The following is a 25550-nucleotide window of genomic DNA, read 5'->3' as shown; positions in this document are numbered from 1 at the left end:
TAATTTAAACTCAAGAAGGAAGTTCCTTTTTATATTGTAGAGCTTGGTAATGACGAATCCAAGCAGCAAGTATTTTATCTAGTTTAGGATAAACTAGGCTACGGATTTCTAATAGAGAAAGAGCTTCTGAAAAACGTATGTGGTTTAAAAACTTACGGTTAAAGAAGAGAATTTTCTTTGTTGGTACTAGCGGAGTTAACCGATATTGCATTTGCAACACGAGAGCTGTTAAAATAAAATTCTTTTTAGAACAGCTGGTGAATGAGTCTGCAAAAAACTTTCCTAAAAAGTTTTTAACATAATCAAAGACAGCGGTTAGAGATAAACTTGGATGCTGCCGATGCTTATAGCGCACATTGAAATTGACGATAGGAAATAGAAATACTGCCATAAGCTGATGGCGATCATAATTATATTTTTTACTTAACACGTTTTCATCTAAAACATCCAAACAAGCAAAGGTTTGCTCTTCTAAAATTTTATTTAAATGAAAAGCTTTGTCCATATAGGGGAAAAGGATTTCTAATATCTGATATTTCACAGTTAGCTTGAAAAATTCAGAAGAGACTCCGGAGCCCAACATTTTAATAAGCTCTTCAAAAACACGTGCTTGAGAACTCTTAATTAACTCATAGCGGCATTCTTGAAGTGCTTCTAAAGTTTTAGGGTCTACCGTGAAAGAAGCTCGCGCAAGAATTTTTAACAAACGCAACATCCGGACGGGATCTTGTTTAAAACGTACATAGGGATCTCCTATAGTACGTAAGTACCGATTTTGTAAGTCGCTAACCCCGCCGGTATAATCTATGATTGTTTCTTCTGTAGGATCATAGAAAAGACCATTAATGGTGAAGTCTCTTCTTAAAACATCTTCCTCAGCTGTACCCCAAAGATTATCTTTAGTAATGAGACAGTCTTCATCAGCGCTTCCTGAACGGAAGGTAGAAACTTCAATAATTTGATTCGAAAAGCGTATGTGGGCCAGTCGAAAACGTTTCCCAACAAGTATACAATTTTTGAAAACAGCTTTGATTTCTTCAGGTTTGGCTGATGTCGAGATATCGAAATCTTTAGGGGTTGTGTTGAGTAACAAGTCGCGGATGCATCCACCAACAATATATGCTTTGTGGCCAGCTTTTCTTAGAGTTTTTACTACAGAGAGTGCGTGTGGAGAAAAGTCTTTGAGTTTTATGTTGTGGTCGGCAGCTGAATAGATAATTGGAGCGGGTGCAGATTTAGAAATTTTTCTAAACAATTCTAAGCCTCTACGCAAGAGAGTTTTGTTGTCACAGACCATTTATTATAGATATCAAGTGTTAAAAAGTCTTGGAAGAAAAAGGGTTTATAAAAGCGCTCTTTTTTCTAGGGGAATTTCACCATAGCAAAAATATCGAAGTTTGCAAGAACAAAATGCCTAACCGAAAGACATGCTTTTATACCCTATACAAGGATTTTTTTTTATTATTTATCTATGTTTTTTCAGAGAATTTTTATTTTAATTTCCTGCGATTTCTTAATCCGACTGTTATCGCGAGATTCGGGGATGTTTATACTCTAAAGGGGTCAATATTTTATTTTTGAATCAAGATAATTTTAAAAAATTTATAAGAAGGATGTTTAGAATTTTAATAGACAATCTATTTTTTAGGAATTTCTAAACGGATTTTTTTATATGTGCATGTCAAAAACACGTATCTAAGAATATGATTTCTCTAATAACAATTTTAGTTTTGTGTTAGAAGATTTAAAAGGGATTAGGAAGATGGTAGGGATTTCAAAGTCAGCAAATGCAAACAGTTCCTCTTTGGAGAGCGATCTAAGTTAGAATTTTTAACTTGTCTTATCCTTTGGTAAATCCATGTAAATGCTATTTTAATACCTGAATCTCACGGGATGAGCAACTCTTCAATCTATTGATGAATCTTTAAGGGAATAAATGACAAAGGAAGTAAAACAACTTTTTGGTACGGATGGGGTTCGAGGAAGAGCCAATTATGAGCCTATGACTGTAGAGCTTTCTGTATTACTTGGTAAAGCTGTTGCAGGTGTTTTACAGGAGAGTAAACCTGGGAAACATCGTGTTGTCGTAGGCAAGGATACCCGTTTGTCAGGGTATATGTTCGAGAATGCACTTGTTGCAGGTTTGACTTCTATGGGAATAGAAACCCTAGTGTTAGGCCCTATTCCCACTCCAGGAGTAGCTTTTATTACTCGTGCCTATCGTGCAGATGCTGGAATTATGATTTCTGCATCCCATAATCCCTATTGGGATAATGGGATAAAGATTTTTTCCTCAGAAGGATTTAAAATTAGCGATGTTATAGAACGGCGTATTGAACAGATGGTAGCTCATAGAGATTTTGGAGATTTGCCTGAAGATTATGCTGTGGGTAAGAATAAGCGTGTATTGGATGCTATGGGTCGTTACATAGAATTTGCCAAAGCTACTTTCCCTAAGAGAAGAACATTAAAGGGATTGAAGATAGTTTTAGATTGTGCACACGGTGCTGCTTATAAAGTTGCTCCTTCTGTATTTGAAGAACTTGATGCTGAAGTGATTTGTTATGGTTGTGAGCCTACAGGAAGCAATATCAACGATAACTGTGGGGCTCTTTTCCCATCGGTAATTCAGAAAGCCGTAATAGAGCATAAGGCTGATGTGGGAATAGCTTTAGATGGTGATGGTGATCGTATTATCATGGTAAATGAAAAAGGCCATATTGTTGACGGTGATATGATTTTGAGTATTTGTGCTAATGATTTAAAGAAAAAGGATCTTTTAAATGGCAACCGTGTTGTTGCTACTGTAATGACTAATTTCGGTGTGTTAAAATATCTAGAAAGTTTAGGGATAGAGACGTTCATTTCTCCTGTAGGAGATCGCCATGTTTTACAGAATATGTTAGAGCATGAGGCAAATCTGGGCGGGGAGCAGAGTGGTCATATGATCTTTTTGGATTATAATACTACTGGAGACGGCATTGTTTCTGCTTTGCAAGTGTTACGTATTATGATTGAAAGTGAATCTACACTTTCAGATTTAACATCCCCAATTGTTAAAAGTCCTCAAGCACTTATCAACGTATCTGTAAAGGAGAAAATTCCTTTAGATACTGTGCCTTTAGTCCAAGAAGCTCTTAGAGATGTGAGATCATCTTTAGGTGATTCTGGTCGTGTTTTATTAAGATATTCTGGAACTGAAAATATTTGCAGGGTTATGGTTGAAGGTTTAAAGAAGCATCAAGTGGACTCGCTTGCTAAGACTATAGCTGATATTGTTGATTCTGAGTTGGGAGCGAGCATTATAGAATAGGGTAATGTATGTGCGGAATATTTGGATATCTAGGATCTAAATTAGCTGTTCCTGTAGTCTTGGATGGATTAGCTAAGCTAGAATATCGGGGCTATGATTCCGCAGGTCTTGCAGTCGTTGTACCGGGCCAGTTGTTTGTAAAAAAAACAATAGGCCGTGTCGATGAGCTTAGAAACTCCTTAGAAAAAGATAACGTATCATCATCATTAGCTATAGGTCATACTCGTTGGGCTACGCATGGCATCCCCACAGTGAAGAATGCTCATCCTCATGTTGATGAAAACTCTAGTTGTGCTATTGTCCACAACGGGATTATTGAGAATTTTAAAGAATTAAAATCGCTACTTCTTGCTGAAGGTATTGCCTTTGCTTCAGATACAGATTCTGAAGTTATTGTTCAGCTATTTGCTTTTCGTTATCAATCTACAGGAGATTTAGTCCATAGTTTCTCTTGGACTCTATCACAACTTCAGGGAAGTTTTTCCTGTGGTCTTATTCATAAAGATCATCCTAATATTTTGCTTTGTGCAGGGCAGGAAAGTCCATTAATCATTGGATTAGGAGAACAGGAGAATTTTATAGCTTCTGATACGCGTGCGTTTTTAAAATATACAAAAAGTGTTCAAGCTTTAGCTTCTGGAGAATTAGCTGTTGTAGGTCTTGGCAGTGAAGTGGAGACGTATAATTTTGCTTTAAAGCGCATTCAAAAAGAAGTGCGTCAAGTTGCTTATGCCGATGCAGGTTCGGATAAGCAGGGCTATAGTTATTACATGCTTAAAGAAATTTATGAGCAGCCAGAAGTTTTAGAACGTCTCATTCACAAATATTTAGATTCTCAGGGGTGTGTCAGTGAAAAATTCTTATATGGTTTCTCAATAGAAGATTTTGATGAGATTTCTATTGTTGCTTGTGGTTCTTCTTATCACGCAGGGTTTTTAGCAAAGTATATTATAGAGTCTTTAGTTTCTATTCCTGTGCATGTGGAAGTTGCTTCAGAATTTCGCTATCGACAGGCATATATTGGGAAAAAGACCTTAGCGATTTTAATTAGTCAATCTGGGGAAACAGCTGATACACTGGCAGCTTTAAAAGAATTCCGTCGTAGACAAGTTGCTTGTGTGTTAGGAATTTGTAATGTTGAAGAATCAGCCTTAGCTATAGGTGTGGATCATTGCTTATTTTTAGAAGCAGGTATTGAAATTGGCGTCGCTTCTACAAAAGCTTTTACTGCACAATTGCTTTTACTGATTTTGTTAGGATTAAAATTAGCTACTTCGAAACAAACATTAAGTTTAGAAGAACATCGTATTTGTGGAAAAGGTTTGGTTGAGCTTCCAGAATTATGCAATCGCTTATTACTAAACGAAGATCTGCATTCATGGGCGAATGATTATTGCAACGAAGATAGGTTCATATTTTTAGGACGTCGCTTGATGTATCCTATTTGTATGGAAGCCGCTTTGAAATTGAAAGAAATTGCATATGTTGAAGCTAACTGTTATCCTGCTGGCGAAATGAAACACGGACCTATTGCTTTAATTAGTAAAGGGTCTCCGGTGATTACGTTTTGTGGTGACCCGCTGGTTTATGAAAAGATGGTGGGTTGTATAATGGAGGTAAAAGCTCGGCAGGCTCATGTGATTGCCATAGCTTCAGAATCACAAGAAGATATTGCTGCTGTTTCAGATTCCCAGATATATGTTCCTAATAGTCATCCTTTAGTATCTCCTATTCTTTATACAATAGTGGGACAGATTATGGCCTATACCATGGCCTTGAAGAAAGGCAATGAAATAGACCGCCCTAGGAATCTGGCAAAGTCTGTAACTGTTGAATAAAGTAAAAGCTTAGTGTTTTTATTTCTAATTATCTTTAATTCTAAAATATAAGACAAAATTCGAAAGGTTTTTCTATGTCTAGCAAGGTTTTAGGAGGTTCCCTCATTATTGCGGGGACAGCTATAGGTGCTGGTGTGCTAGCAGTTCCTGTATTAACAGCGTATGCAGGTTTTCTTCCCACGACTCTTCTTTATATACTATCTTGGCTTTTTTCCATGGGATCTGGGCTTTGCCTTCTCGAAGTTATGACTTGGTTTAAGGATAAGCAACAAGTTAATATGTTATCGATGGCCCAATATACCTTAGGGGATATGGGGAAGATCTTCATGTGGCTCGTTTATCTATTTCTATTTTATTCCCTGCTTATTGCTTATTTTTGTGAGGGAGGAAATATCCTATTTCGTATTTTTGGTTGTCAGGGATTAGATATTCCTTGGATACGTCACGCAGCTCCTTTGGCATTTGCAGTTTTGATTTGCCCTACATTAATGATGGGGACAAAAATCGTAGATTACTGTAACCGCTTTTTTGTTTTCGGATTAGCTATTGCTTTTTCGGTATTTTGTATCTTAGGAATTTTAGCTTTACAACCCGAACTACTTTTGCGTGCCTCGTGGATACGTTCTATGGATGGTTTATCTATTCTGTTTCTTTCCTTTGGTTTTCAAAGTGTGGTTCCCTCGCTGTATTACTACATGGATAAGAAAGTTAAAGATGTTAAAAAAGCTATCATTATAGGGAGCTTGATTCCTTTAATTTTATACATAATTTGGGAAGCCCTTGTTTTAGGAGTAATTCCTTTAGACTTTCTTATGAAAGCTCAGGAAAATGGCTATACGGCAGTAGAAGCTATGAAAAATTCATTGCAATGTTCAATGTTTTATATTGCTGGGGAATTTTTTGGTTTCTTTGCTTTGGTTTCTTCATTTTTAGGCGTAGCTTTGGGTGTTATGGATTTTTTAGTTGATGCCTTTCAGTGGAACAAAAAAAAACACAGTTTTTCTATTTTCTTTTTAACTTTTATTGTCCCTTTAGCATGGTCAATGTGTTATCCTGAGATTGTTCTTAAGTGTCTCAATTATGCTGGAGGCATAGGTGCTGCTTTAATTGTTGGAGTTTTCCCAGTGTTGATGGTCTGGAAAGGTCGTTATGGTAAAAAACATTATCAAGAAAAACATTTAATCCCTGGTGGAAAATTTATTTTATTGTTAATGCTCTTGGTAATAGTAATTAATTTAGCTAGCCTTTATTACAAATTTTAAATAAAACAAGAGCACGTTTATTAATTTTAATTATATGTGAGTATAGGAGGTTACATGGGACTATACGATCGTGATTACGCACAAGAATCTCGTTTGCCGGGAACATTTACATCTAGAGTATATGGCTGGATGACTGCAGGTCTTGCTGTAACGACTTTTGTATCATTAGGATTATACTTTTCTGGGATGTATAAAAGTTTATTTTCATTTTGGTGGATCTGGTGTATTGCTACTTTAGGAGTATCTTTTTATATCAATGCTAAAATTCATAAGCTTTCTGTCCCTGCAGTTATGGGATTGTTTTTAGCCTATTCTGCTTTAGAGGGGTTGTTCTTTGGAACACTAGTTCCTGTTTATGCTGCTCAGTATGGCGGAGGAATCGTTTGGGCAGCCTTTGGATCCGCAGGATTGATTTTTGGTTTGTCGGCTGCTTATGGAGCCTTTACTAAAAGTGATCTTACACAGATGAGTAACATATTGATGTTTGCTCTAATTGGTTTAATGCTGGTATCTGTGATATTCGCATTGGTGTCCATATTTGTTTATATGCCCATTTTTTACTTATTGATTTGCTATCTAGGATTAGCAATTTTTGTAGGATTGACCGTTGTGGATGCTCAAGCAATCCGCAAGGTAGCTCAGAATGTAGGTAATGATGGAGACTTAAGCTATAAGTTATCTTTAATCATGGCATTAAAGATGTATTGCAACGTCATTATGATATTTTGGTATCTTCTACAGATTTTCTCTTCCTCAGGAAAAAGAAACTAAAAATATAAGTTTAGGTAGAAGGGAAAAGCTTTTCCAAGAACCTATCTATATGAAATTCTTCGAGATCCCCAATAAGTTCGCCGTAACCGACGAATTTTGTAGGGATCTTTAATTGTTTCGCTACGCGAAACAAAGTTCCACCTTTAGCAGAACCATCGACCTTAGTAAGGATTAATCCGGATAGAGGAATAGCGTCATGGAAAACACGAACCTGTTCAATAACATTGCCCCCTAAAGTTGCATCTATAGTCATAAGCCTTTCATGGGGAGATCCTAGATGCACTTTATCGCAAACGGAAACAATTTTTGATAGCTCATTCAATAAATTGGTGTGGGTATGCAAACGACCTGAAGTGTCTATAAGTACACGATCATAACCACGGGATATAGCAGAAGCAATGCCATCGTAAGCAATAGCTGCAGGATCACCACCAGGTTTCCCAGATACAAATCCACAACCTAATTTTTCGGCCCAACAACGCATCTGATCCATGCCGGCGCTACGAAAAGTATCGGTAGCGACAATCATGACTTTCTCTGATTGAGATTGGTAATGGTGGGCTAGCTTAGCTACAGTTGTAGTTTTCCCAGATCCGTTTGTTCCCAGCATTAAGGATACAAAGGGCTTATGTATTTTAGAGGGCTCTATATGAGGAAGATTGGCTACTGTTTCACGAAGTAACGCAAAGACAAGATCTTTAACAGTAGATTCATCAGGCTTGCGGCACTTGCGCAATCGAGAACAAAGCTCTTCAGTCAAATCTGAACCAAAATCTGCCTCATAAAATAAACTTTCTGTAAATTCTAGAAGATCTGTAGAGAGGGATTTTTTAAATAAAGACTGAATCTTGCTACTAAAGAACTTGAACACGGATTAGAGCAAAGTTAGTTGAAGTAAAAGAAATGATACAAGATAAGGAGGAAAATTCAAAGGGTTATTTATGCACCTTCATGAATACCAAGCTAAGGATCTTTTAGTCTCTTACGATATTGTTATTCCTCCTTATCGTGTAGCCTCTTCTGTTGAAGAAGGACAAGAGATTCTTAAGGAGTTGGGTATAAGTGCAGGCGTTGTTAAAGTGCAGGTACATGCTGGAGGTCGAGGGAAAAATGGTGGCGTAATTATCGCTAAATCTTCACCTGATATTTTAGCAGCCATTGATAAATTATTGCATATGCGTTTTGTAAGTAACCAAACTTCCGGAGAAGCTCTTCCTGTAGAGAAAGTTCTTATTACCCCTTTGGTAAATATTGCTACTGAGTATTACCTCGCAGTGATTATGGATAGGAAAAACCGTTGTCCAGCGATTATGTTGTCAAAAGCAGGCGGTGTCGATATCGAAGAGGTTGCTCAGAAATATCCTGATCAGTTGCTTATAGTGCCTTTAACACCTTTTGCTCGTATATACAATTATCAACTTCGACAGATCATTAAATTTATGAACTGGGAAGGAGATATAGGAAAACAAGGTGTACAGCTAATTAAAAAGCTTGTTCAATGTTTCTATGATAACGATGCTTCTCTTCTTGAAATCAATCCTTTAGTGCTTACTCAAGAAGGAGATCTTCTTGTTTTAGATGCTAAAGTAACTATTGATGACAATGCTTTATATCGTCATCCGAAACTTGAAGTGTTATACGATCCTTCTCAAGAAAATATCCGTGATGTGCTCGCTAAACAGATAGGACTTTCCTACATTGCCCTAGAGGGAAATATCGGCTGTTTGGTAAACGGTGCCGGATTGGCTATGAGTACGTTAGATATTCTTAAAATTCACGGTGGATCTGCAGCGAATTTTCTTGATGTAGGAGGAAGTGCTACAGAGCAGCAAATCCAAGAAGCTGTTTCTTTGGTGCTCTCAGACGAAAATGTAGAAGTTCTTTTTATCAATATCTTTGGTGGAATTATGGATTGTTCTGCAGTTGCCTCAGGACTAGTTGCTGTTATGCAAACGAGAGAAAACATCATTCCTACAGTAGTGCGTTTAGAAGGAACAAATGTAGAATTAGGAAAAGATATTGTACATCGTTCAGGAATCCCCTGCCAATTCACAGATTCCTTAAATGAAGGTGCGCAGCTTGCTGTGACGTTAAGTAAACAAGTTTAAGGAGCTCCATGTTTTGCTCATTAAGTAAAAAAATACCGATAATCACACAGGGGATTACAGGTAAAGCAGGTTCATTTCATACTGAGCAATGCTTGGCTTATGGATCTAATTTCGTTGCTGGAGTGACTCCCGGGAAGGGAGGGACCGAGCATCTAAATCTCCCTGTGTATGATTCTGTACTAGAAGCAAAACAAGCTACAAATTGTCAGGTGACAATGATTTTTGTTCCACCCGCTTATGCTGCAGAAGCTATTTTAGAAGCTGAAGATGCAGGGATTGATCTGATTGTCTGCATTACAGAAGGTATTCCAGTAAAAGATATGCTCGAAGTAAGCCATGTTATGCAATATAGCGCTTCTCAACTTATAGGACCTAACTGTCCAGGAATTATTAAACCTGGAGCATGTAAAATTGGTATTATGCCGGGATATATCCATCTTCCTGGAAATGTAGGTGTGGTCTCTAGATCAGGTACTTTAACTTATGAAGCCGTTTGGCAGCTTACACAACGGAGCATAGGACAAAGTTTATGCATTGGTATAGGGGGAGATCCACTAAATGGAACTTCATTTATTGATGTTCTTGAAGAATTTCAAAATGATCCTCAAACAGAACTTATCTTAATGATCGGAGAAATTGGGGGTAGTGCTGAGGAAGAGGCTGCAGAATGGATTCAAACCTACTGCACGAAACCTATTGTAGCTTTTATTGCAGGAGAAACTGCACCTAAAGGGAAACGAATGGGACATGCTGGAGCTATTATTTCGGGAAATTCTGGGGATGCAAAAAGTAAGAAAGAAGCTTTAAAAAGATCAGGAGTCTCTGTTGTTGAATCTCCAGCCAACATCGGAGACACTGTAGAAGCTGTATTTCGTTCACTATAGTGTTACAGGTTATTCATCTGTAATTTTTTGCGCATACTATTGCTAATGTATTTTTATGCGTATAGAAGTTTATAAATCAGGAACATAGCTCAATATTTCTTCTTTTTTATAGATTCTTTTTAAGGAAATATAAATTCATATCCGGAAAGTTCTTAAGATAAAATTCTTTGTAGTAATATCCTGCTACAATATAATTCGCTTTTCGTGATTATATTCGAAAAGGCATGTGGATCGCTATGCTTTATAAACCACGCGTTTAAAAAGTATTAGGAGTCACAGGTTTTCAAAAACATGAGGACGAAATCTAGAAAGAATCTAGAGCCTACCTATAGGGAAAAAGGTATGACGAAGAAGCCAATATATTTACTATTAGCCACAGCGATGTTTTTAAGTATTCCTATGCTTTCTCCTTCAGGATTCGCTGCTGTGAAAAAAGATACGCGGATAGCAGAGGTGCCTCAAGAGGTTCTTCTAAAGGAGATTTCCGGAGGATTTTCTAAGGTTGCAGAACAGGCAACTCCAGGTGTTGTTTATATTGAGAGTTTTCCTAAATGTAGTCGTCCTGTGAATCCTGCACCAGGACGTCGTGGACCTTATGACAATCCTTTTGATTATTTCAATGACGAGTTTTTTAATCGTTTTTTCGGTCTACCTACACAGAAAGAACGTCCCATGTCCAAAGAAGCTGTTCGTGGTACAGGATTTATAGTTTCTTCAGATGGTTATGTAGTTACCAATAATCACGTTGTGGAAGATGCAGGGAAAATTCATGTCACCTTGCATGACGGTCAAAAATATCCTGCTAAGGTTATAGGCTTAGACCCTAAAACAGATTTAGCAGTTATTAAAATTAACGCTGACAAGCTCCCTCATCTTAATTTTGGGAATTCTGATAATTTGAAAGTAGGAGATTGGGCCATAGCTATTGGCAATCCTTTTGGTCTACAAGCTACGGTAACCGTAGGAGTAATTAGTGCAAAAGGTAGAAATCAGCTACATATTGCAGATTTTGAAGATTTTATACAAACGGATGCTGCTATCAATCCAGGAAATTCCGGAGGACCTCTTCTTAATATCGATGGAAAAGTTATAGGTGTTAACACCGCTATTGTAAGTGGTAGTGGAGGCTATATTGGTATTGGTTTTGCTATTCCTAGTTTGATGGCTAAGAGAATCATTGATCAGTTAATCAGTGATGGTCAGGTAATTCGTGGATTTTTAGGAGTTACTCTACAACCTATAGATGCTGAGCTAGCAGCCTGTTATAAACTAGATAAAGTTTATGGAGCTTTAGTTACAGATGTTGTTAAGGGATCTCCAGCACATAAAGCTGGATTAAAGCAAGAAGATGTGATCATTGCTTACAACGGTAAAGAAGTAGAATCCCTTAGTGGATTCCGTAATGCAATTTCCTTGATGAATCCTGATACACGTGTATTACTTAAAGTAGTCCGTGAAGGACAGGTTATAGAAATTCCTGTTATTGTTTCCCAGGCTCCTCAAGATGACGGTATCTCAGCTTTAAATCGTGTAGGCATTCGTGTGCAAAATCTTAATCCAGAAACAGCTAAGAAATTAGGGATGGCTCTTGATAGTAAAGGTGTACTTATTGTCGCTGTTGAAGCTGGTTCGGTAGCAGGATCTTCAGGAGTAACTCCAGGACAACTTATCCTAGCTGTAAATAGACAAAAGGTTTCTACAGTAGAAGAACTGAACGCTGTTTTAAAAGATGGAAGTAACGAAAGTATTCTTCTTATGGTCTCGCAAGGAGAAGTGGTTCGCTTTATTGTGTTAAAACCAGAAGAATAAGCCTATAGTTTATTAAGCTTACTTCATGAAAGCACTCTCTTAGAGAGTGCTTTTTTTATGCTTTTCCTAATTTATCAAGAAGAAGGCAAATAGAGAGGAAACCATTTTTTATTTGTTCTAAGGAGAAGTTTTCTTCAGCAGCATGAATAGCATCACTTAAATACGATGTACCACAAATGATAGGCTCTGTTTTTGATATTTCACCAAGTAGTGAAGCAATGGGAATGGTTGCTTCCATAAATAATCTAAGGCAAGGTTCGTGGTAGAGCTCGGAATAAATTTCTTGTAACGCTACAACAATAGGAAGATTTGGAGAGCTTCTCCATCCTGGTGACCCTTCAAAGATCTCATAGGAAAATTTTAATGTAGGGGGAACAAGATTTTTTAAATGTTGAATAACTTGTTTTGCTGTTTTCTCTGGATTTTGATTAGGAACTAGCCTGCAAGAAAGATAGGCAGTCGCTTTATGAGGAATGACAGTTTTAAATCCTGGTCCTGTATATCCGCCAGAGATTCCATTGATTTCTAGGGTGGGGTATAAACTTAAAGCTTCTTCAGCAGTTGTCGCAGGAGCATATAAAGTAGGACAAAAACCTAAAGTTTTCTCTCCATCTTTTAAAAGATTTCCTTTAGGAATATCACAGAATTCACTTTCTTTCGGCAGAGAAACATCATTGTAGAAACCTTCCACAGCAATAGAATTATCACTATGGTGTAATGTGGCAAGCATTTCTGCTAAAGCCCTGTTTACATTATAAGCAATACCACCGAAGATACCCGAGTGCATATCTTTGCTACCTTCTTCTAGCGTCACTTTCATTGGTACTAAACCACGTGCTCCAATACTAACAGAAGGAGATTTTGCTGAGTAGAACCCTCCATCAACAATCAAGAAATAGTCTGCCTGTAAAGCTTCCTGTCTTTCTTTAACAAAACTCTTTAGAGCAGGGCTATCACTCTCTTCTTCACCTTCAATAATCCATGTAATATTGATCGGGAAACTTTTTCTAGATTGGTAATAATGTTCAAGAGCTTTCCATGTGTAAAAACACTGTCCCTTATTATCGGAAGCCCCCCGAGCTATAACCCGTTCTACTTCGATTCTCATGGTAAAAGGATCTGCTAACCATCCATCAGTAAGGTCTGCAGGTTGCACATCATAATGGTTATAGAGAAGTAGAGTGGGAGCTGTCGAACCTGCTTTATGGTAAGTAGCATAGATTATAGGAGGGTGACCCGGTTTTTCCCATAATTCTATTGAGAATATATCTTTAAGATTGTCAACTAGGAAATCTGCACAACTTTTGCAATTGGCGAGGCAATTGGGATCTGCAGATATAGAACGAAAATGAAGAAAATCTGAAAATTCCTTGAGCAATTTTTCATAATGACTTTCAAAATAATTGAGATCATTGTTCATAACTTTCCCTAGGAGTTATTGAAAATAATACCCAAGGTAACTTAACTTTGTTTTGCTGAAAAGTAAGAACATTATAGTGTAATTAATACTATAGATTTAAAAAATGATGGAGAACACCTAATGTATCGCATTAGGGATTTGGACAGAGTATGAAAGCTGGAGATACATATAGAAATTTCATCGTTAAATTAAGCCAGGATCTCCCTGAGATAGAAAGTAAATTGCTCGAGGTGGAACACAAACCTTCAGGCGTTTCTATTATGATGATTATCAATAATGACGATGAAAATGTTTTTAATATCTGCTTTAGGACCTGCCCGCAAACTTCTAACGGTGTAGCTCATGTTTTAGAACATATGGTTCTCTGTGGTTCTGATAATTATCCAGTGCGCGATCCATTCTTCTCCATGACACGACGTAGTTTAAATACGTTTATGAATGCTTTCACAGGAGCTGACTTCACTTGTTATCCTGCAGCATCGCAAATTCCTGAAGATTTCTATAATTTACTTAGTGTGTATATAGACGCTGTTTTCCATCCGCTACTTACGGAAAATAGCTTTTTGCAAGAAGGATGGAGATACGAACTAAACCCAGAAAATGCCTTAACTTATACTGGTGTAGTTTTCAATGAGATGAAAGGCGCAATGATGTCGGGAGAATCTCGGCTATCAGAAGCTTTAAATGCGGCTCTATTTCCTTCAGTTACTTACGGAGTAAACTCTGGAGGTGAGCCTAAGGATATTCTTACACTTTCTCATGAAAGTATAGTAGCCTTCCATCAAAGCCAATATACTCTTGGGCGTTGCCTATTTTACTTTTATGGAAATATTAAGCCTTCTCGGCATTTAGATTTTCTCGAAGAAAAACTCCTTCGTCATGTAGGTAAATTAGAAAAACAAACGGTTTCTGTTCCTCTTCAAAAGAGATTTAAAGAGCCTGTTAGAAATATCCTTAAGTATCCTTCGGATAGTCAAGATGAAGATAAAGTGCTTTTTGGCTTGTCCTGGTTGACATGTTCAATATTGGATCAGCAAGAGCTGTTGGCTTTGCATGTTCTTGATGTTGTCCTTATGGGTACAGATGCTGCTCCTTTAAAATCTCGATTATTAAAATCAGGTTTTTGTAAGCAAGCAGATATGGGAATCGATAGTGAGATTCGTGAAATTCCTATCACTATTGTTTGTAAGGGATGTTCTCATGGAGGTGCTCAGAAATTAGAATCTTGGATTTTTGCTTGTCTAGAAGAGATCATAAGAGAAGGAATTCCTAGTAATCTTATTGAGGCTGCGGTACATCAATTAGAGTTGGCTAGGAAGGAAATTGCTGGTTACTCTCTACCATACGGATTATCATTGTTTTTTCGTTCAGGGCTATTACGACAGCATGGAGGTCATGCTGAAGATGGATTAAGAATCCATAGTCTATTTGCAGATCTTCGAGAAAAATTAAAACAACCAGATTGCCTTCCAAAGCTTATCAGGAAGTATTTCTTAGATAACCCGCATTTTGCTCGCGTCATCCTTCTTCCTGATTCTGATTTGATTTCTATAGAAAATCAAGAAGAGCAAACTCTTCTTAAAGAAATTCAGGAGAAGCTTTCTCCAGAAGATATAGAAAAAATACGCCTGACTTCTAAAATTTTAGAAGAATATCAAGCACAGCATGAAGATCTGGATAAGATTCTTCCCAATTTTTCTTTGGATAAAGTTCCTAACTCAGGAAAGGAATACAATCTTGTTAAGGAAAATGTCTCGCATGGAGAGGTTCTTCATCATGATTGTTTTACCAATGATTTAATTTTTGCAGAGTTGGTTATGGATCTTCCTTCTCTGTCTGCTGAAGAATTGCCTTGGTTGCGTTTGCTTGTTTTCCTAATGCTACAGTTGGGATGCGCGGGGAGATCTTATAAAGAGCAATTAGAGTTTCTCCTAGAACATACGGGAGGCGTGGATGTTTCTTATGAATTTTCTCCACATGCAAATAAAAATGTTCTGTTATCACCTTCAATAGGTATTCGTGGAAAAGCTTTGGCATCCAAAGCTGACAAGCTATTTCAAGTTATGGGAGATACACTAACAAGTGTCGATTTTACAGATGTAGCTAGAATCAAAGAGCTGCTTATGCAGCATAATGAAGCACTGACAAATAGCGTGCGTAATAGTCCTATGGGTTATGCTGTAAGCATGGCTTGTATGGATAAATCTATATCAGCAACTATGTCCTATTTAGCTTCAGGATTGCCTTATGTAGATAAAATTCGTAGTTTGACGAGCAACTTTGATAAGGAGGTAGATAGTGTTGTTGGTATTTTACAATCCTTATATAAAAAATGTTGCTTTGGTAAGCGACAGTTAATCCTGAGTGGTAGCAATGCAAATTATCAACATTTGCATGAGAATAATTTCTATGGAATTTTAGATATAGAAGGTCAACCGCATGAGCCATGGACAAATCCTTCTATAGACATCTCTCTAGCATCACAAGGGTTATATATTCCGGTTCGTGCAGCTTTTAATGCTTTAGCTTTCCCTATTGGAGATTTACCTTATGATCATCCAGATGCCGCAGCCCTTACTGTAGCTGCTGAGATTCTTGATAATACTATATTACATACAAAAATCCGCGAACAAGGTGGAGCGTATGGATCAGGAGCTGCTGTAAACCTTGGTAGGGGAGCATTTTATTGTTATAGTTATCGTGATCCAGCAATTTTTGATACACACCAAGCATTTCTTTACGGTATTGATGAAATTTCTAAAGGAAGTTTTTCAAATGAAGATATTCATGAAGGAGTTCTCGGTGTTATCCAAAATTTAGATTCACCAATAGCTCCTGGAAGTCGTGCATCTACAGGGTATTACAGATTGCGCTGTGGTCGGGTCCCTGCTTTACGTCAAGCATTTCGTAGAGCTGTTCTTAATGTAACAAAAGAACATATTTGCTCTGTTATGAAGAAATATTTAAAAGATCCTATGAGTAAAACAACGTTTATTTCCTTCGCTGGAAAAGAAATGCTTGAAGACAATGCAACGAATTTTGATCAAGAGTTGCCAATCAAATCAGCTTTATAAGATATTAGAGTTTATCTTCTTGCAATAAGGAATCTTCTATAGGAAGTTCCTTTTCTTCATAACTTGGCAATAAAGATGTTGCAGGATTATCAATAGGAGACGGGTCTTCTATCTTATGTACGAAAGAAGACACTTCTAGATCTTCAAATTTCCTTAATGTTGGTAATACCCGATGTTGCAAACTAGAGGACATATCATTGTAACTTTGCACAGCATTATTAAGGTTCTTCCCAATCTTATGAAAATGATTGAAGACTATATGTAGGCGATGGTGTAGCTCTTTTCCTAACTGACCTATTTCTTGAATTTGCTTTTGTAGATTTTCTTGTTTCCACATATGGGCAACAGTTTTTAGTAATGCCAATAGTGTTAAAGGTCCTGATAAAATGACATTAGAGGTTGCTGCAACGTCGATAAGCTCGGGAGCAATACGCAGAGCATCATTAAAAATACTCTCTCCAGGAAGGAAAAGAATCACAAATTCTGGGGAATAATGAAATTTTTCCCAATAGCTTTTGGATTTTAGAGTTTTGATATGATCTTTTATCTTTCCTACAAGATCGGATTTATCGGAAGTATCTTGAGAAAAATACGTTTCTGAAAATGGAGCTTTCGAATCAATAATCAAACAGCGTTCGTGAGGGAGACGAATAATCATATCAGCACGTGCTGAACCTTGAGCATCACTAGCCTGAGTTTCATAATCGCAATATTTCAACATCCCAGAAAGTTCTAAAATTCTTTCTAATTGAATTTCTCCCCAGCGACCGCGTGATCCGGGATGTTTTAAGATGTCTGTAAGTGCTTGTGTTTCTTTCTCAAGCTTTTTTTCGGCAGCGAGAAGGTGAGTAATTTGCTCTTTTAAGGAACCACGATCTTCAGCATGCTTAGTTTCGAAAGTTTCTAGGTTTTGCTTAAAGGCTGTCAACGTAGCCTGAACAGGAGTTAAGATAGACTCAATGGTTTTAGATTTTTCAGAAAAGTAGCTTTGCGTTTCTTCTTTCATTTCTTTGATAAGAGATTGTGAAGACACCGCGAGCTTATTGCTAAAATCTTCCATGAGCTGTTCTTGACGACGTGATAGTTCTAAAGAATTTTTAAGAAGCTCATTCTCATGCTCTAAATTTCTCCTTAGTGTGATTTGAGAAGATTCTCTTTTGCGATAATAAAGAGAAGATAAAGAAATCCCCAAGCCAAAGGCGATTAGAGCAATAGTGATGTGTGTTATAGAATCCATCATTGACGTTTCTTTTTTCCTTGATATGTGATCGCAAAAATGGGGAAAACTACCAAAACATATAACCAAGAAACTAAGAAAAATACTTCAGTAAAGTGGTCAACAAGACCTAGAAAGAATAAACACGCTACTAATCCTGTAGTGACGACAAGTAAAAAAGAGGAGACTTTAAAGCGTAAGTTTTTGATGCCAGGAAACTTCCAAGGAGAGATCATTAAACTTCCAATAAAAAGTAATCCTAAAGAAATCAGAATAACTCGTACTTGTACTGGTAATACCGTTGAAAAATCAGAAGCTATAAATAAAGCTAAGGAGACAACGCAAGCTGCTGCTGCGGGAATAGGTAAGCCAATAAAACACGAGTGTCGTGTCGTATCTGCAGGTTTTTTAGAAAATAAATTATAACGAACTAATCTTAAGACGCCACATAACGAGTAAATAATGGAGGTTACGAGAAGCAGCGAGGAAAAAAATCCTCCGGCATACACACCATCAAGGCTTTTAATTGCAATCAACGGAGGCGCTATGCCGAATGTCACAGCGTCAGAAAGAGAGTCAAATTGCGCACCAAAAGCACTTTCTGCTTTCATAATGCGTGCGATAGCACCGTCAGAAAAATCTGCAATCATTGCACTGATTAACAAAAGCGAAAGCCCTTGTAGACGGTGCAATAGTTCTACCGATGACGACGTCTTTAAAACACTCTTGAAAATAATGAAAAGTCCACAACAGAGGCCGAAAGCTGTGATAGCATTAGGAGTTACTACACGACGCTTGCCTCGGATCTCTGATTCCAATTCTGCCATGAAAATTCCGGAAGTTCGTTACGGTCTTAGCATAATATATTCATCTAAAATCAACAAGTTTTTGCCGAAAAGACCGTCGGATATCTAAGTCGAAAAATGCTCCTCAGAAGCATATTTTTTTCCGGAGAATGAGAGTACTTTTCAATTGCATGAAACGTTGTCTATTCCTATATATGGTATACGAGCGCATAATGTTTCACTACATATTGGGTTTTCTAGAAGAAATGACTTCTAGGAAGGGGAGAGTTTTCTCTAAGTTTTTTGATCTTTAGCTGCGAGAGAACCCCCGATTTTTTCCTAAGTGGTTAGTCGAATTCCGTTATTGCTTGCAAATACTTATTTGAATCAAAAATACAGCTGCTAGGGGATGACATATGGTCGAGGTAAAAGAGAAACATTATACTATTGTAAAACGTAATGGCATGTTTGTTCCCTTCAACCAGGATCGGATATCCCAAGCTTTAGAGGCTGCTTTTCGTGATACACGTAGTTTAGAAAATACCTCCCCCCTGCCTAAAGATTTAGAAAATTCCATTTCAGATATCACTCATCGAGTTGTTAATGAGGTAGTTCAAAAGATTAGAGAAGGCCAGGTTGTTACCGTTGAACGTATTCAGGATATGGTGGAGAACCAGTTATATGTAGATGGCTTACAGGATGTTGCTAGGGATTATATTATTTATAGAGATCAACATAAAGAGCAGCGGGAGGGATCTTGGCACTGCATTTCTGTAGTACGTAGGGATGGAAATGCTGTAAGATTCAATCCTATGAAAATTTCAGCAGCTTTAGAAAAAGCTTTTAGAGCTACACAAAAAATTACTGATATTCCTCTTCAAGAGATTCTTTCTGAGATAAATGAGCTAACTAATAAAATTGTCGAAGAAATTTTAGCAGTTTGTTCTCCAGAACAGACCATTGATATAGAAGCTATACAAGATATTGTTGAAAAACAATTGATGGTAGTTGGTTATTATGATGTTGCAAAAAATTATATTTTATATCGAGAAGCACGTTCTAGAATTCGTGAAAATAAACAAGATGTAATTGCGCAAAAAGAAAGTATTGAAGAAGTCTATGATGTTGTCAAAAGTGATGGAACTACTTACCAAATAAATAAAGCTCAATTAACTAATAAATTTGTTTGGGCATGTCAAAGATTTCCTGAAACAACCGATCCTCATACACTTGCTTCTATGGCGTTTGCAAATTTCTATTCCGGGATTAAAGAATCAGAAATTGTTTTAGCCTGTATTATGGCAGCACGAGCCAATATAGAAAAAGAACCAGACTATGCCTACGTAGCTGCAGAATTACTTACTGATGTTGTTTATCAAGAAACAATGGGGAAAAGTGCCACTGACTCAAGTCTCGCTGAAGTGCAAAAGCAGTGTTTTAAAGATTATATTCTAAACGGGGAAAAGTACCGGTTAAATCCTCGTTTAAAAGAGTATGATCTTGATGCACTTGCTGAGGCTTTGGATATATCTAGAGATCGTCAATTCTCTTATATGGGCGTTCAAAATCTCTACGATCGTTATTTTAATCAGCATGAAGGACGTAGATTAGAAACAGCGCAGATTTTTTGGATGCGTGTTTCTATGGGGCTTGCATTAAACGAAGGTGAAGATAAAACTTTATGGGCAATTACTTTTTATAATCTGCTATCTACATTCCGCTATACACCAGCAACACCCACGCTATTTAATTCCGGAATGCGTCATTCACAATTAAGTTCCTGTTATTTATCTACCGTACAGGATGATCTCGCGCACATTTACAAAGTTATCGCAGATAACGCTATGCTTTCTAAATGGGCAGGAGGCATTGGCAACGATTGGACAGGAGTGCGTGGTACAGGTTCTTTAATTAAGGGAACTAACGGGAAAAGCCAAGGTGTGATTCCCTTTATCAAAGTAGCCAATGATACAGCAATTGCCGTGAATCAAGGTGGTAAGCGTAAAGGAGCCATGTGTGTATATCTAGAGATTTGGCATCTAGATTATGAAGATTTCTTAGAGTTAAGAAAAAATACTGGTGACGAACGTCGACGAACTCACGATATTAATACTGCTAGTTGGATTCCTGATTTGTTTTTCAAACGTTTAGAACAGAAGGGCACTTGGACGCTATTTAGTCCCGATGATGTCCCTGGATTGCATGAGGCTTATGGTTTTGAATTTGATAAGCTTTATGAAGAATACGAAAGAAAAATAGATACTGGTGAAATCAAGCTATATAAGAAGATCTCCACCGAAGACTTGTGGCGTAAGATGTTGAGCATGCTCTATGAGACAGGGCACCCTTGGATGACATTTAAAGATCCTTCAAATATCCGTTCTGCACAAGATCATACCGGTGTTGTTCGTTGTTCGAATTTATGTACAGAAATTCTATTAAACTGCTCAGGAAGTGAAACAGCCGTTTGCAATCTAGGTTCTGTCAATTTAGTAGAACATATTGAAAATGGAGATATCAATGAGGAGAAGCTTGGAGAGACCATTTCTATAGCTATTCGTATTTTAGATAACATTATTGATCTTAACTTTTATCCAACTCAAGAAGCAGCTAATGCAAACTTAACGCATAGAGCTGTGGGCTTGGGAATCATGGGCTTTCAAGATGCCCTATACAAGCTTAATATCAGTTATGCATCTACAGAAGCTGTAGCATTTGCTGATAAGAGTTCAGAATTAGTTGCCTATTATGCACTACTATCCTCTAGTTTATTAGCGAAAGAACGGGGGACATACAGTTCTTATAAAGGATCTAAGTGGGATCGAGGTTATCTACCACTAGATACTATAGAGTTATTAAAAGAATACCGCGGTGAAGAAAATGTTCTTATGGATACTACATCACGTAAGGACTGGACGCCTGTCCGCGAAGCTATCAAGTCTTATGGTATGAGAAATAGCCATACTATGGCGATTGCTCCCACAGCAACCATTTCTAATATTATTGGGGTTACTCAGTCAATAGAACCTACGTATAAGCATTTATTTGTAAAATCTAATCTTTCTGGAGAATTTACAATTCCTAATGTGTATTTGATTGAGAAGCTTAAGAAATTAGGACTATGGGATGCGGATATGTTGGATGATTTGAAGTATTTCGATGGGTCCCTATTAGAGATCGAACGCATTCCTGATGATTTGAAAAAAATTTTTCTTACGGCGTTTGAAATTGAACCCGAATGGATAATTGAATGTGCTTCTAGAAGACAGAAATGGATAGACATGGGACAATCTCTCAATCTATATTTGTCAGAACCTAACGGTAAAAAACTTTCTGCTATGTATCTCACAGCATGGAAAAAAGGACTGAAAACCACGTATTACTTAAGATCCTCCGCAGCTACCTCTGTAGAGAAATCGTTTACTGATATCAATAAACGAGGAATTCAACCTCGATGGATGAAGAATAAGTCAGCTTCTACGAGTATTGTCGTAGAAAGAACTAACGAAACACCCGTCTGCTCTCTCGAAGAAGGTTGTGAATCTTGCCAGTAATACAAAAGAGAAGGATGGAAATAATGGAAGCAGATATTTTAGACGGTAAATCAAAACGTGTCCAATTAACTAGTAAACGCTTGGTTAATTGTAATCAGGTAGATGTGAATCAGTTAGTCCCAATTAAGTATAAATGGGCGTGGGAACATTACTTAAATGGGTGCGCGAATAACTGGCTGCCGACAGAAGTCCCGATGGCTCGTGATATCGAATTATGGAAATCTAAAGATCTTTCCGAAGATGAGCGTCGAGTAATTCTCTTAAATCTAGGATTTTTCAGTACAGCAGAGAGTTTAGTAGGAAATAACATTGTATTGGCTATTTTCAAGCACATTACAAACCCTGAAGCACGTCAATATTTATTGAGACAAGCATTTGAAGAGGCAGTGCATACGCATACTTTTCTTTATATTTGTGAATCCTTAGGGTTGGATGAGGCGGAAGTTTTCAATGCTTATAATGAACGTGCAACTATTAAGGCTAAGGATGATTTCCAAATGACCTTAACGGGAGATGTTTTAGATCCCAATTTCTCAACAGATTCTGTAGAGGGATTAAGTCAGTTTATTAAGAATTTAGTAGGCTATTACATCATTATGGAAGGGATTTTCTTCTATAGTGGTTTTGTCATGATTCTTTCTTTCCATCGCCAAAACAAAATGACAGGAATAGGAGAACAATATCAGTACATCTTGCGAGATGAAACTATTCATTTGAATTTCGGTATTGATCTTATCAATGGTATTAAAGAAGAGAATCCTGAGGTATGGACGCAAGAACTTCAAGATGAAATTGTGGCTCTTATTCAGCAGGCAGTAGATCTAGAAATCGAATATGCTAGAGACTGCTTGCCTCGAGGTATTTTAGGATTAAAATCGTCGATGTTCATTGATTATGTTCGTCATATTGCTGATCGTCGTTTAGAAAGAATTGGTTTGAAACCTATTTATAACTCTAAGAATCCATTCCCTTGGATGAGTGAGACTATAGATCTTAATAAAGAGAAAAACTTTTTTGAGACTCGTGTAACGGAATACCAAACTTCTGCAAATTTGAACTGGTAATTTCTATTTAAAATAGTTTTTTAGATGTCTTGGCGACTTTCAGTAATCTCTGAAAGTCGTTTTTCTATATTTAGAAGTCATTTTCAATCCTTTTTTCTTGAAAAGAAAATCCTTAGAGAAAACTAAGATAGCTTTTATAATTTCCTGAGATATAAGTTCTTATTATTATTTCTAAATGAAACCTCAAGATTTAAAAGTTCCTTTTTTTTGGGAAGAACGTAGTACCGAAATAAAGGATGATGTTCTCTATATTCCCGAGCATTATTTTAAACACGATCAGTTCATTATGCCATCGTGGGAAAAGTTTTTTAAGAATAACAATCCCATTTCTTGTGAGCTTTGCTCAGGCAATGGTGATTGGGTAGTTTCTCAAGCTCAAAATATGCCAAATACGAATTGGATAGCTGTCGAAAAACGATTTGATAGGGTGCGGAAAATTTGGTCGAAAATGCGTAATTTTCAGGTCAGTAATTTGCGGATTGTTTGTGGGGAAGCACAAACATTCTTTCGTCACTATCTTAAAAATGAGGTTGTACAACGTATAGTTGTTAACTTCCCTGATCCATGGCCCAAGTTTCGTCATCGTAAGCATCGTTTATTTCAAGATGAGTTCATGAATGATGTTGTTAGAGTATTGACAGAGTCTGGAATTTTGATTCTTGCTACAGACGATAAAAACTATCTTCTTGAAGCTATCAAGATCATGAGACAGCATTTATTTCCTGCGATGGAAGATCCTTATTATTGTAGGGTACTGGATAACTATGGAGATTCTTGGTTTGAAAGGTTATGGAGATCGAAGGGACAAGAAATTTTTTATACGGAATTTGTAAGGAAAGTTGGGATATAGCTGACTTGAACAGCTGACCTTCACGATGTCAACGTGACGCTCTAACCAACTGAGCTAATACCCCGAACTTGAGAATAATGTTATCGAGAAAAGAGTATCTTTGCAATAGGCTTATTGATGTTTAAAGGAATAGGATTAGTTCAAGGAAATGTTGTTCGGTTATCTCATGAAATTTTTCAAAAGGTTCTTAATCCTGGAGATACTGTTGTTGATGCCACTTGTGGTAATGGTAAAGACTGCTTGATCTTAGCTAGACTATTAAAAGGGAAAGGAAAACTTGTAGCCTATGATGTACAAAGAGAAGCCTTGGACAAGGCTTCTCTTTTATGTTCCAGTTCTCTCTCTTTTGAAGAAAGATCTATTATAGAGTTTAAAGAGATGTCTCATGAATATATCAATGAAGCGGGTGCTAAATTATTTCACTATAATTTAGGCTATCTTCCCAACGGTGATAAGAGTCTTACTACTTTAGAGACATCAACTCTTGTTAGTGTTCAAAGGGCACTTGATTTAGTGGCACCTCAAGGTGTGATTACAGTCGTATGTTATCCTGGTCATGAAGAGGGAGAGAATGAGATGGTCTCTGTTGAGAGACTTGCATGTGGATTAGATTCTAAATTATGGGAAGTAGGATCTTTCTATATTATGAATAGAAATAAAGCTCCAAGACTCCTAATCTTCCGCTCTCTTAAGGTAGACGATAGGGAATAATACGGATTTCCTCTTCTAAGCTAATTCCCTGAGATTTTAATTTATCTCGAACCATCTGGATAAGCTCCTTAACTTCGTAAGAAGTGGCTCTCCCCGTATTCACAATAAAATTTGCATGCTTCGAAGATATTTGTGCTCCTCCTAAAGAAAAGCCTTTTAAACCCGCTTCATCTATTAGCTTGCCAGCAGAGTTTCCTGGAGGATTACGGAAAATACATCCAGCAGAGGGTTGTTGGTAAGGCTGAGAGAGTAGTCTATTTTGAAGTAGGTCTTTAGCTATTTGCACTGACGAAGTGTTTTTTGATATACGGAAGGTTGCAGATAAGATAAATTCGTTATGATTTTGAAAACGTGATTTTCGATAACCGAATTCTAGTTCTTCCCTTTGGTATGAAACGATTTCTCCATTAGAATTAATTGCTTCAACGCTTTCAATTATTGAGGCTGTATCTTGATTGCCGATACCAGCATTCATAAATACTGCACCACCAACAGATCCAGGAATGCCTACGGCAAATTCTAGTCCCGAATATCCTGATGTGGCGAGGGTTTTTCCTAGAAAAGAAAAAGACATCCCCGAATACACTTTAATAGTAGTCTCTGAGAGAAATTCCTTTCCTTGAATACTATTATATAAGACAAAGCCATCAAATCCTTGATCGTCGAATAAGCAATTAGAGCCTTTGCCTACAATAATGAAGGGATGGTTTTGACTATGTAAAAATTGAATAACTTGCTGTGCTTCACTTGCTGAATGAACCTCTTTGAAGTAATTCGCAGGGCCTCCAATACGAAATGTAGAATACTTATTTAACCAAACACTACGACGAACTGAGAAAGGAAAATGAATGACAGTAGATTCTTTCACGTTTAGGATTCCAGGTAAGTTTA

Annotated in this window: 18 protein-coding genes and 1 tRNA gene; 12 read left to right on the top strand and 7 right to left on the bottom strand. The window is 37.3% G+C overall.

Going from position 1 to position 25550, the window contains the following annotated elements; all coding sequences use genetic code 11:
* Positions 1–10: 10 nt before the first annotated feature.
* Positions 11–1297, bottom strand: a complete 1287-nt coding sequence (gene pcnB / locus C10C_RS04005) for a polynucleotide adenylyltransferase PcnB (protein WP_117274542.1) — start codon at positions 1295–1297, stop codon at positions 11–13.
* A 639-nt stretch (positions 1298–1936) separates the two neighbouring features.
* Here pcnB and glmM point away from each other — a divergent pair.
* The 4 genes from glmM to C10C_RS03985 all read left to right on the top strand — a co-directional run bounded on the left by glmM (position 1937) and on the right by C10C_RS03985 (position 7184).
* Complete coding sequence (glmM, locus tag C10C_RS04000) at positions 1937–3313, top strand: phosphoglucosamine mutase (RefSeq protein ID WP_117274541.1); 1377 nt, start codon at positions 1937–1939, stop codon at positions 3311–3313.
* An 8-nt stretch (positions 3314–3321) separates the two neighbouring features.
* Positions 3322–5151: a glutamine--fructose-6-phosphate transaminase (isomerizing) gene (glmS, locus tag C10C_RS03995; protein ID WP_117274540.1), complete on the top strand. Its 1830-nt coding sequence runs from the start codon at positions 3322–3324 to the stop codon at positions 5149–5151.
* A 74-nt stretch (positions 5152–5225) separates the two neighbouring features.
* A complete protein-coding gene (locus tag C10C_RS03990; protein WP_117274539.1) occupies positions 5226–6413 on the top strand; it encodes an aromatic amino acid transport family protein in 1188 nt (395 codons plus the stop codon).
* Between the two features lie 54 nt (positions 6414–6467).
* Entirely contained in the window at positions 6468–7184 is a 717-nt protein-coding gene (locus C10C_RS03985) for a Bax inhibitor-1/YccA family protein (RefSeq protein ID WP_117274538.1), read from the top strand.
* Between the two features lie 10 nt (positions 7185–7194).
* On the opposite strand, the gene ftsY is transcribed toward C10C_RS03985, so the two are convergent.
* Positions 7195–8055, bottom strand: coding sequence for a signal recognition particle-docking protein FtsY (ftsY, locus tag C10C_RS03980; RefSeq protein WP_117274537.1), 861 nt, complete (start codon positions 8053–8055; stop codon positions 7195–7197).
* Between the two features lie 70 nt (positions 8056–8125).
* Between ftsY and sucC the strand changes: the two genes are divergently transcribed.
* The 3 genes from sucC to htrA all read left to right on the top strand — a co-directional run bounded on the left by sucC (position 8126) and on the right by htrA (position 11985).
* Positions 8126–9292, top strand: coding sequence for an ADP-forming succinate--CoA ligase subunit beta (gene sucC, locus C10C_RS03975; RefSeq protein ID WP_117274536.1), 1167 nt, complete (start codon positions 8126–8128; stop codon positions 9290–9292).
* A gap of 8 nt (positions 9293–9300) precedes the next feature.
* Positions 9301–10176, top strand: coding sequence for a succinate--CoA ligase subunit alpha (gene sucD / locus C10C_RS03970; RefSeq protein ID WP_117274535.1), 876 nt, complete (start codon positions 9301–9303; stop codon positions 10174–10176).
* A gap of 342 nt (positions 10177–10518) precedes the next feature.
* Positions 10519–11985, top strand: coding sequence for a serine protease HtrA (htrA, locus tag C10C_RS03965; protein WP_117274781.1), 1467 nt, complete (start codon positions 10519–10521; stop codon positions 11983–11985).
* Between the two features lie 55 nt (positions 11986–12040).
* Here htrA and C10C_RS03960 read toward each other — a convergent pair whose 3' ends face one another.
* Entirely contained in the window at positions 12041–13405 is a 1365-nt protein-coding gene (locus C10C_RS03960) for a M20/M25/M40 family metallo-hydrolase (protein ID WP_117274534.1), read from the bottom strand.
* 149 nt (positions 13406–13554) lie between these two features.
* On the opposite strand from C10C_RS03960, the gene C10C_RS03955 reads away from it, so the two are divergent.
* A complete protein-coding gene (locus tag C10C_RS03955; protein WP_117274533.1) occupies positions 13555–16479 on the top strand; it encodes an insulinase family protein in 2925 nt (974 codons plus the stop codon).
* A gap of 4 nt (positions 16480–16483) precedes the next feature.
* On the opposite strand, the gene C10C_RS03950 is transcribed toward C10C_RS03955, so the two are convergent.
* Positions 16484–17719, bottom strand: a complete 1236-nt coding sequence (locus tag C10C_RS03950; RefSeq protein WP_117274532.1) for a DNA recombination protein RmuC — start codon at positions 17717–17719, stop codon at positions 16484–16486.
* Positions 17716–18522, bottom strand: coding sequence for a CDP-alcohol phosphatidyltransferase family protein (locus C10C_RS03945; protein WP_117274531.1), 807 nt, complete (start codon positions 18520–18522; stop codon positions 17716–17718). The genes C10C_RS03950 and C10C_RS03945 overlap by 4 nt, the downstream gene beginning before the upstream one ends.
* A gap of 374 nt (positions 18523–18896) precedes the next feature.
* Between C10C_RS03945 and C10C_RS03940 the strand changes: the two genes are divergently transcribed.
* From C10C_RS03940 to trmB, 3 genes are all read left to right on the top strand, one after another.
* On the top strand, positions 18897–22034 hold the full coding sequence (locus tag C10C_RS03940; RefSeq protein ID WP_117274530.1) for a ribonucleoside-diphosphate reductase subunit alpha: 3138 nt from the start codon (positions 18897–18899) through the stop codon (positions 22032–22034).
* 23 nt (positions 22035–22057) lie between these two features.
* A complete protein-coding gene (locus tag C10C_RS03935) occupies positions 22058–23098 on the top strand; it encodes a ribonucleotide-diphosphate reductase subunit beta (protein ID WP_117274780.1) in 1041 nt (346 codons plus the stop codon).
* A 175-nt stretch (positions 23099–23273) separates the two neighbouring features.
* Positions 23274–23948 (top strand): tRNA (guanosine(46)-N7)-methyltransferase TrmB, encoded by a 675-nt coding sequence (trmB, locus tag C10C_RS03930; protein WP_117274529.1) that lies wholly within the window; start codon positions 23274–23276, stop codon positions 23946–23948.
* Here trmB and C10C_RS03925 read toward each other — a convergent pair.
* Positions 23939–24012: transfer RNA gene (locus tag C10C_RS03925), tRNA-Val, on the bottom strand. The genes trmB and C10C_RS03925 overlap by 10 nt on opposite strands.
* 53 nt (positions 24013–24065) lie before the next feature.
* On the opposite strand from C10C_RS03925, the gene mnmM reads away from it, so the two are divergent.
* The gene (gene mnmM / locus C10C_RS03920) at positions 24066–24659 is read left to right on the top strand and encodes a tRNA 5-(aminomethyl)-2-thiouridylate-methyltransferase MnmM (protein WP_117274528.1); all 594 of its coding nucleotides are present in this window, start codon (positions 24066–24068) and stop codon (positions 24657–24659) included.
* Here mnmM and murB read toward each other — a convergent pair.
* Positions 24637–25527: a UDP-N-acetylmuramate dehydrogenase gene (murB, locus tag C10C_RS03915; protein WP_117274527.1), complete on the bottom strand. Its 891-nt coding sequence runs from the start codon at positions 25525–25527 to the stop codon at positions 24637–24639. The genes mnmM and murB overlap by 23 nt on opposite strands.
* Between the last annotated feature and the right edge of the window lie 23 nt (positions 25528–25550).

Source organism: Chlamydia poikilotherma (assembly GCF_900239975.1).
In the GTDB taxonomy this organism is placed as follows: domain Bacteria; phylum Chlamydiota; class Chlamydiia; order Chlamydiales; family Chlamydiaceae; genus Chlamydia; species Chlamydia poikilotherma.
This window is presented reverse-complemented; position numbering and strand designations above follow the sequence as displayed.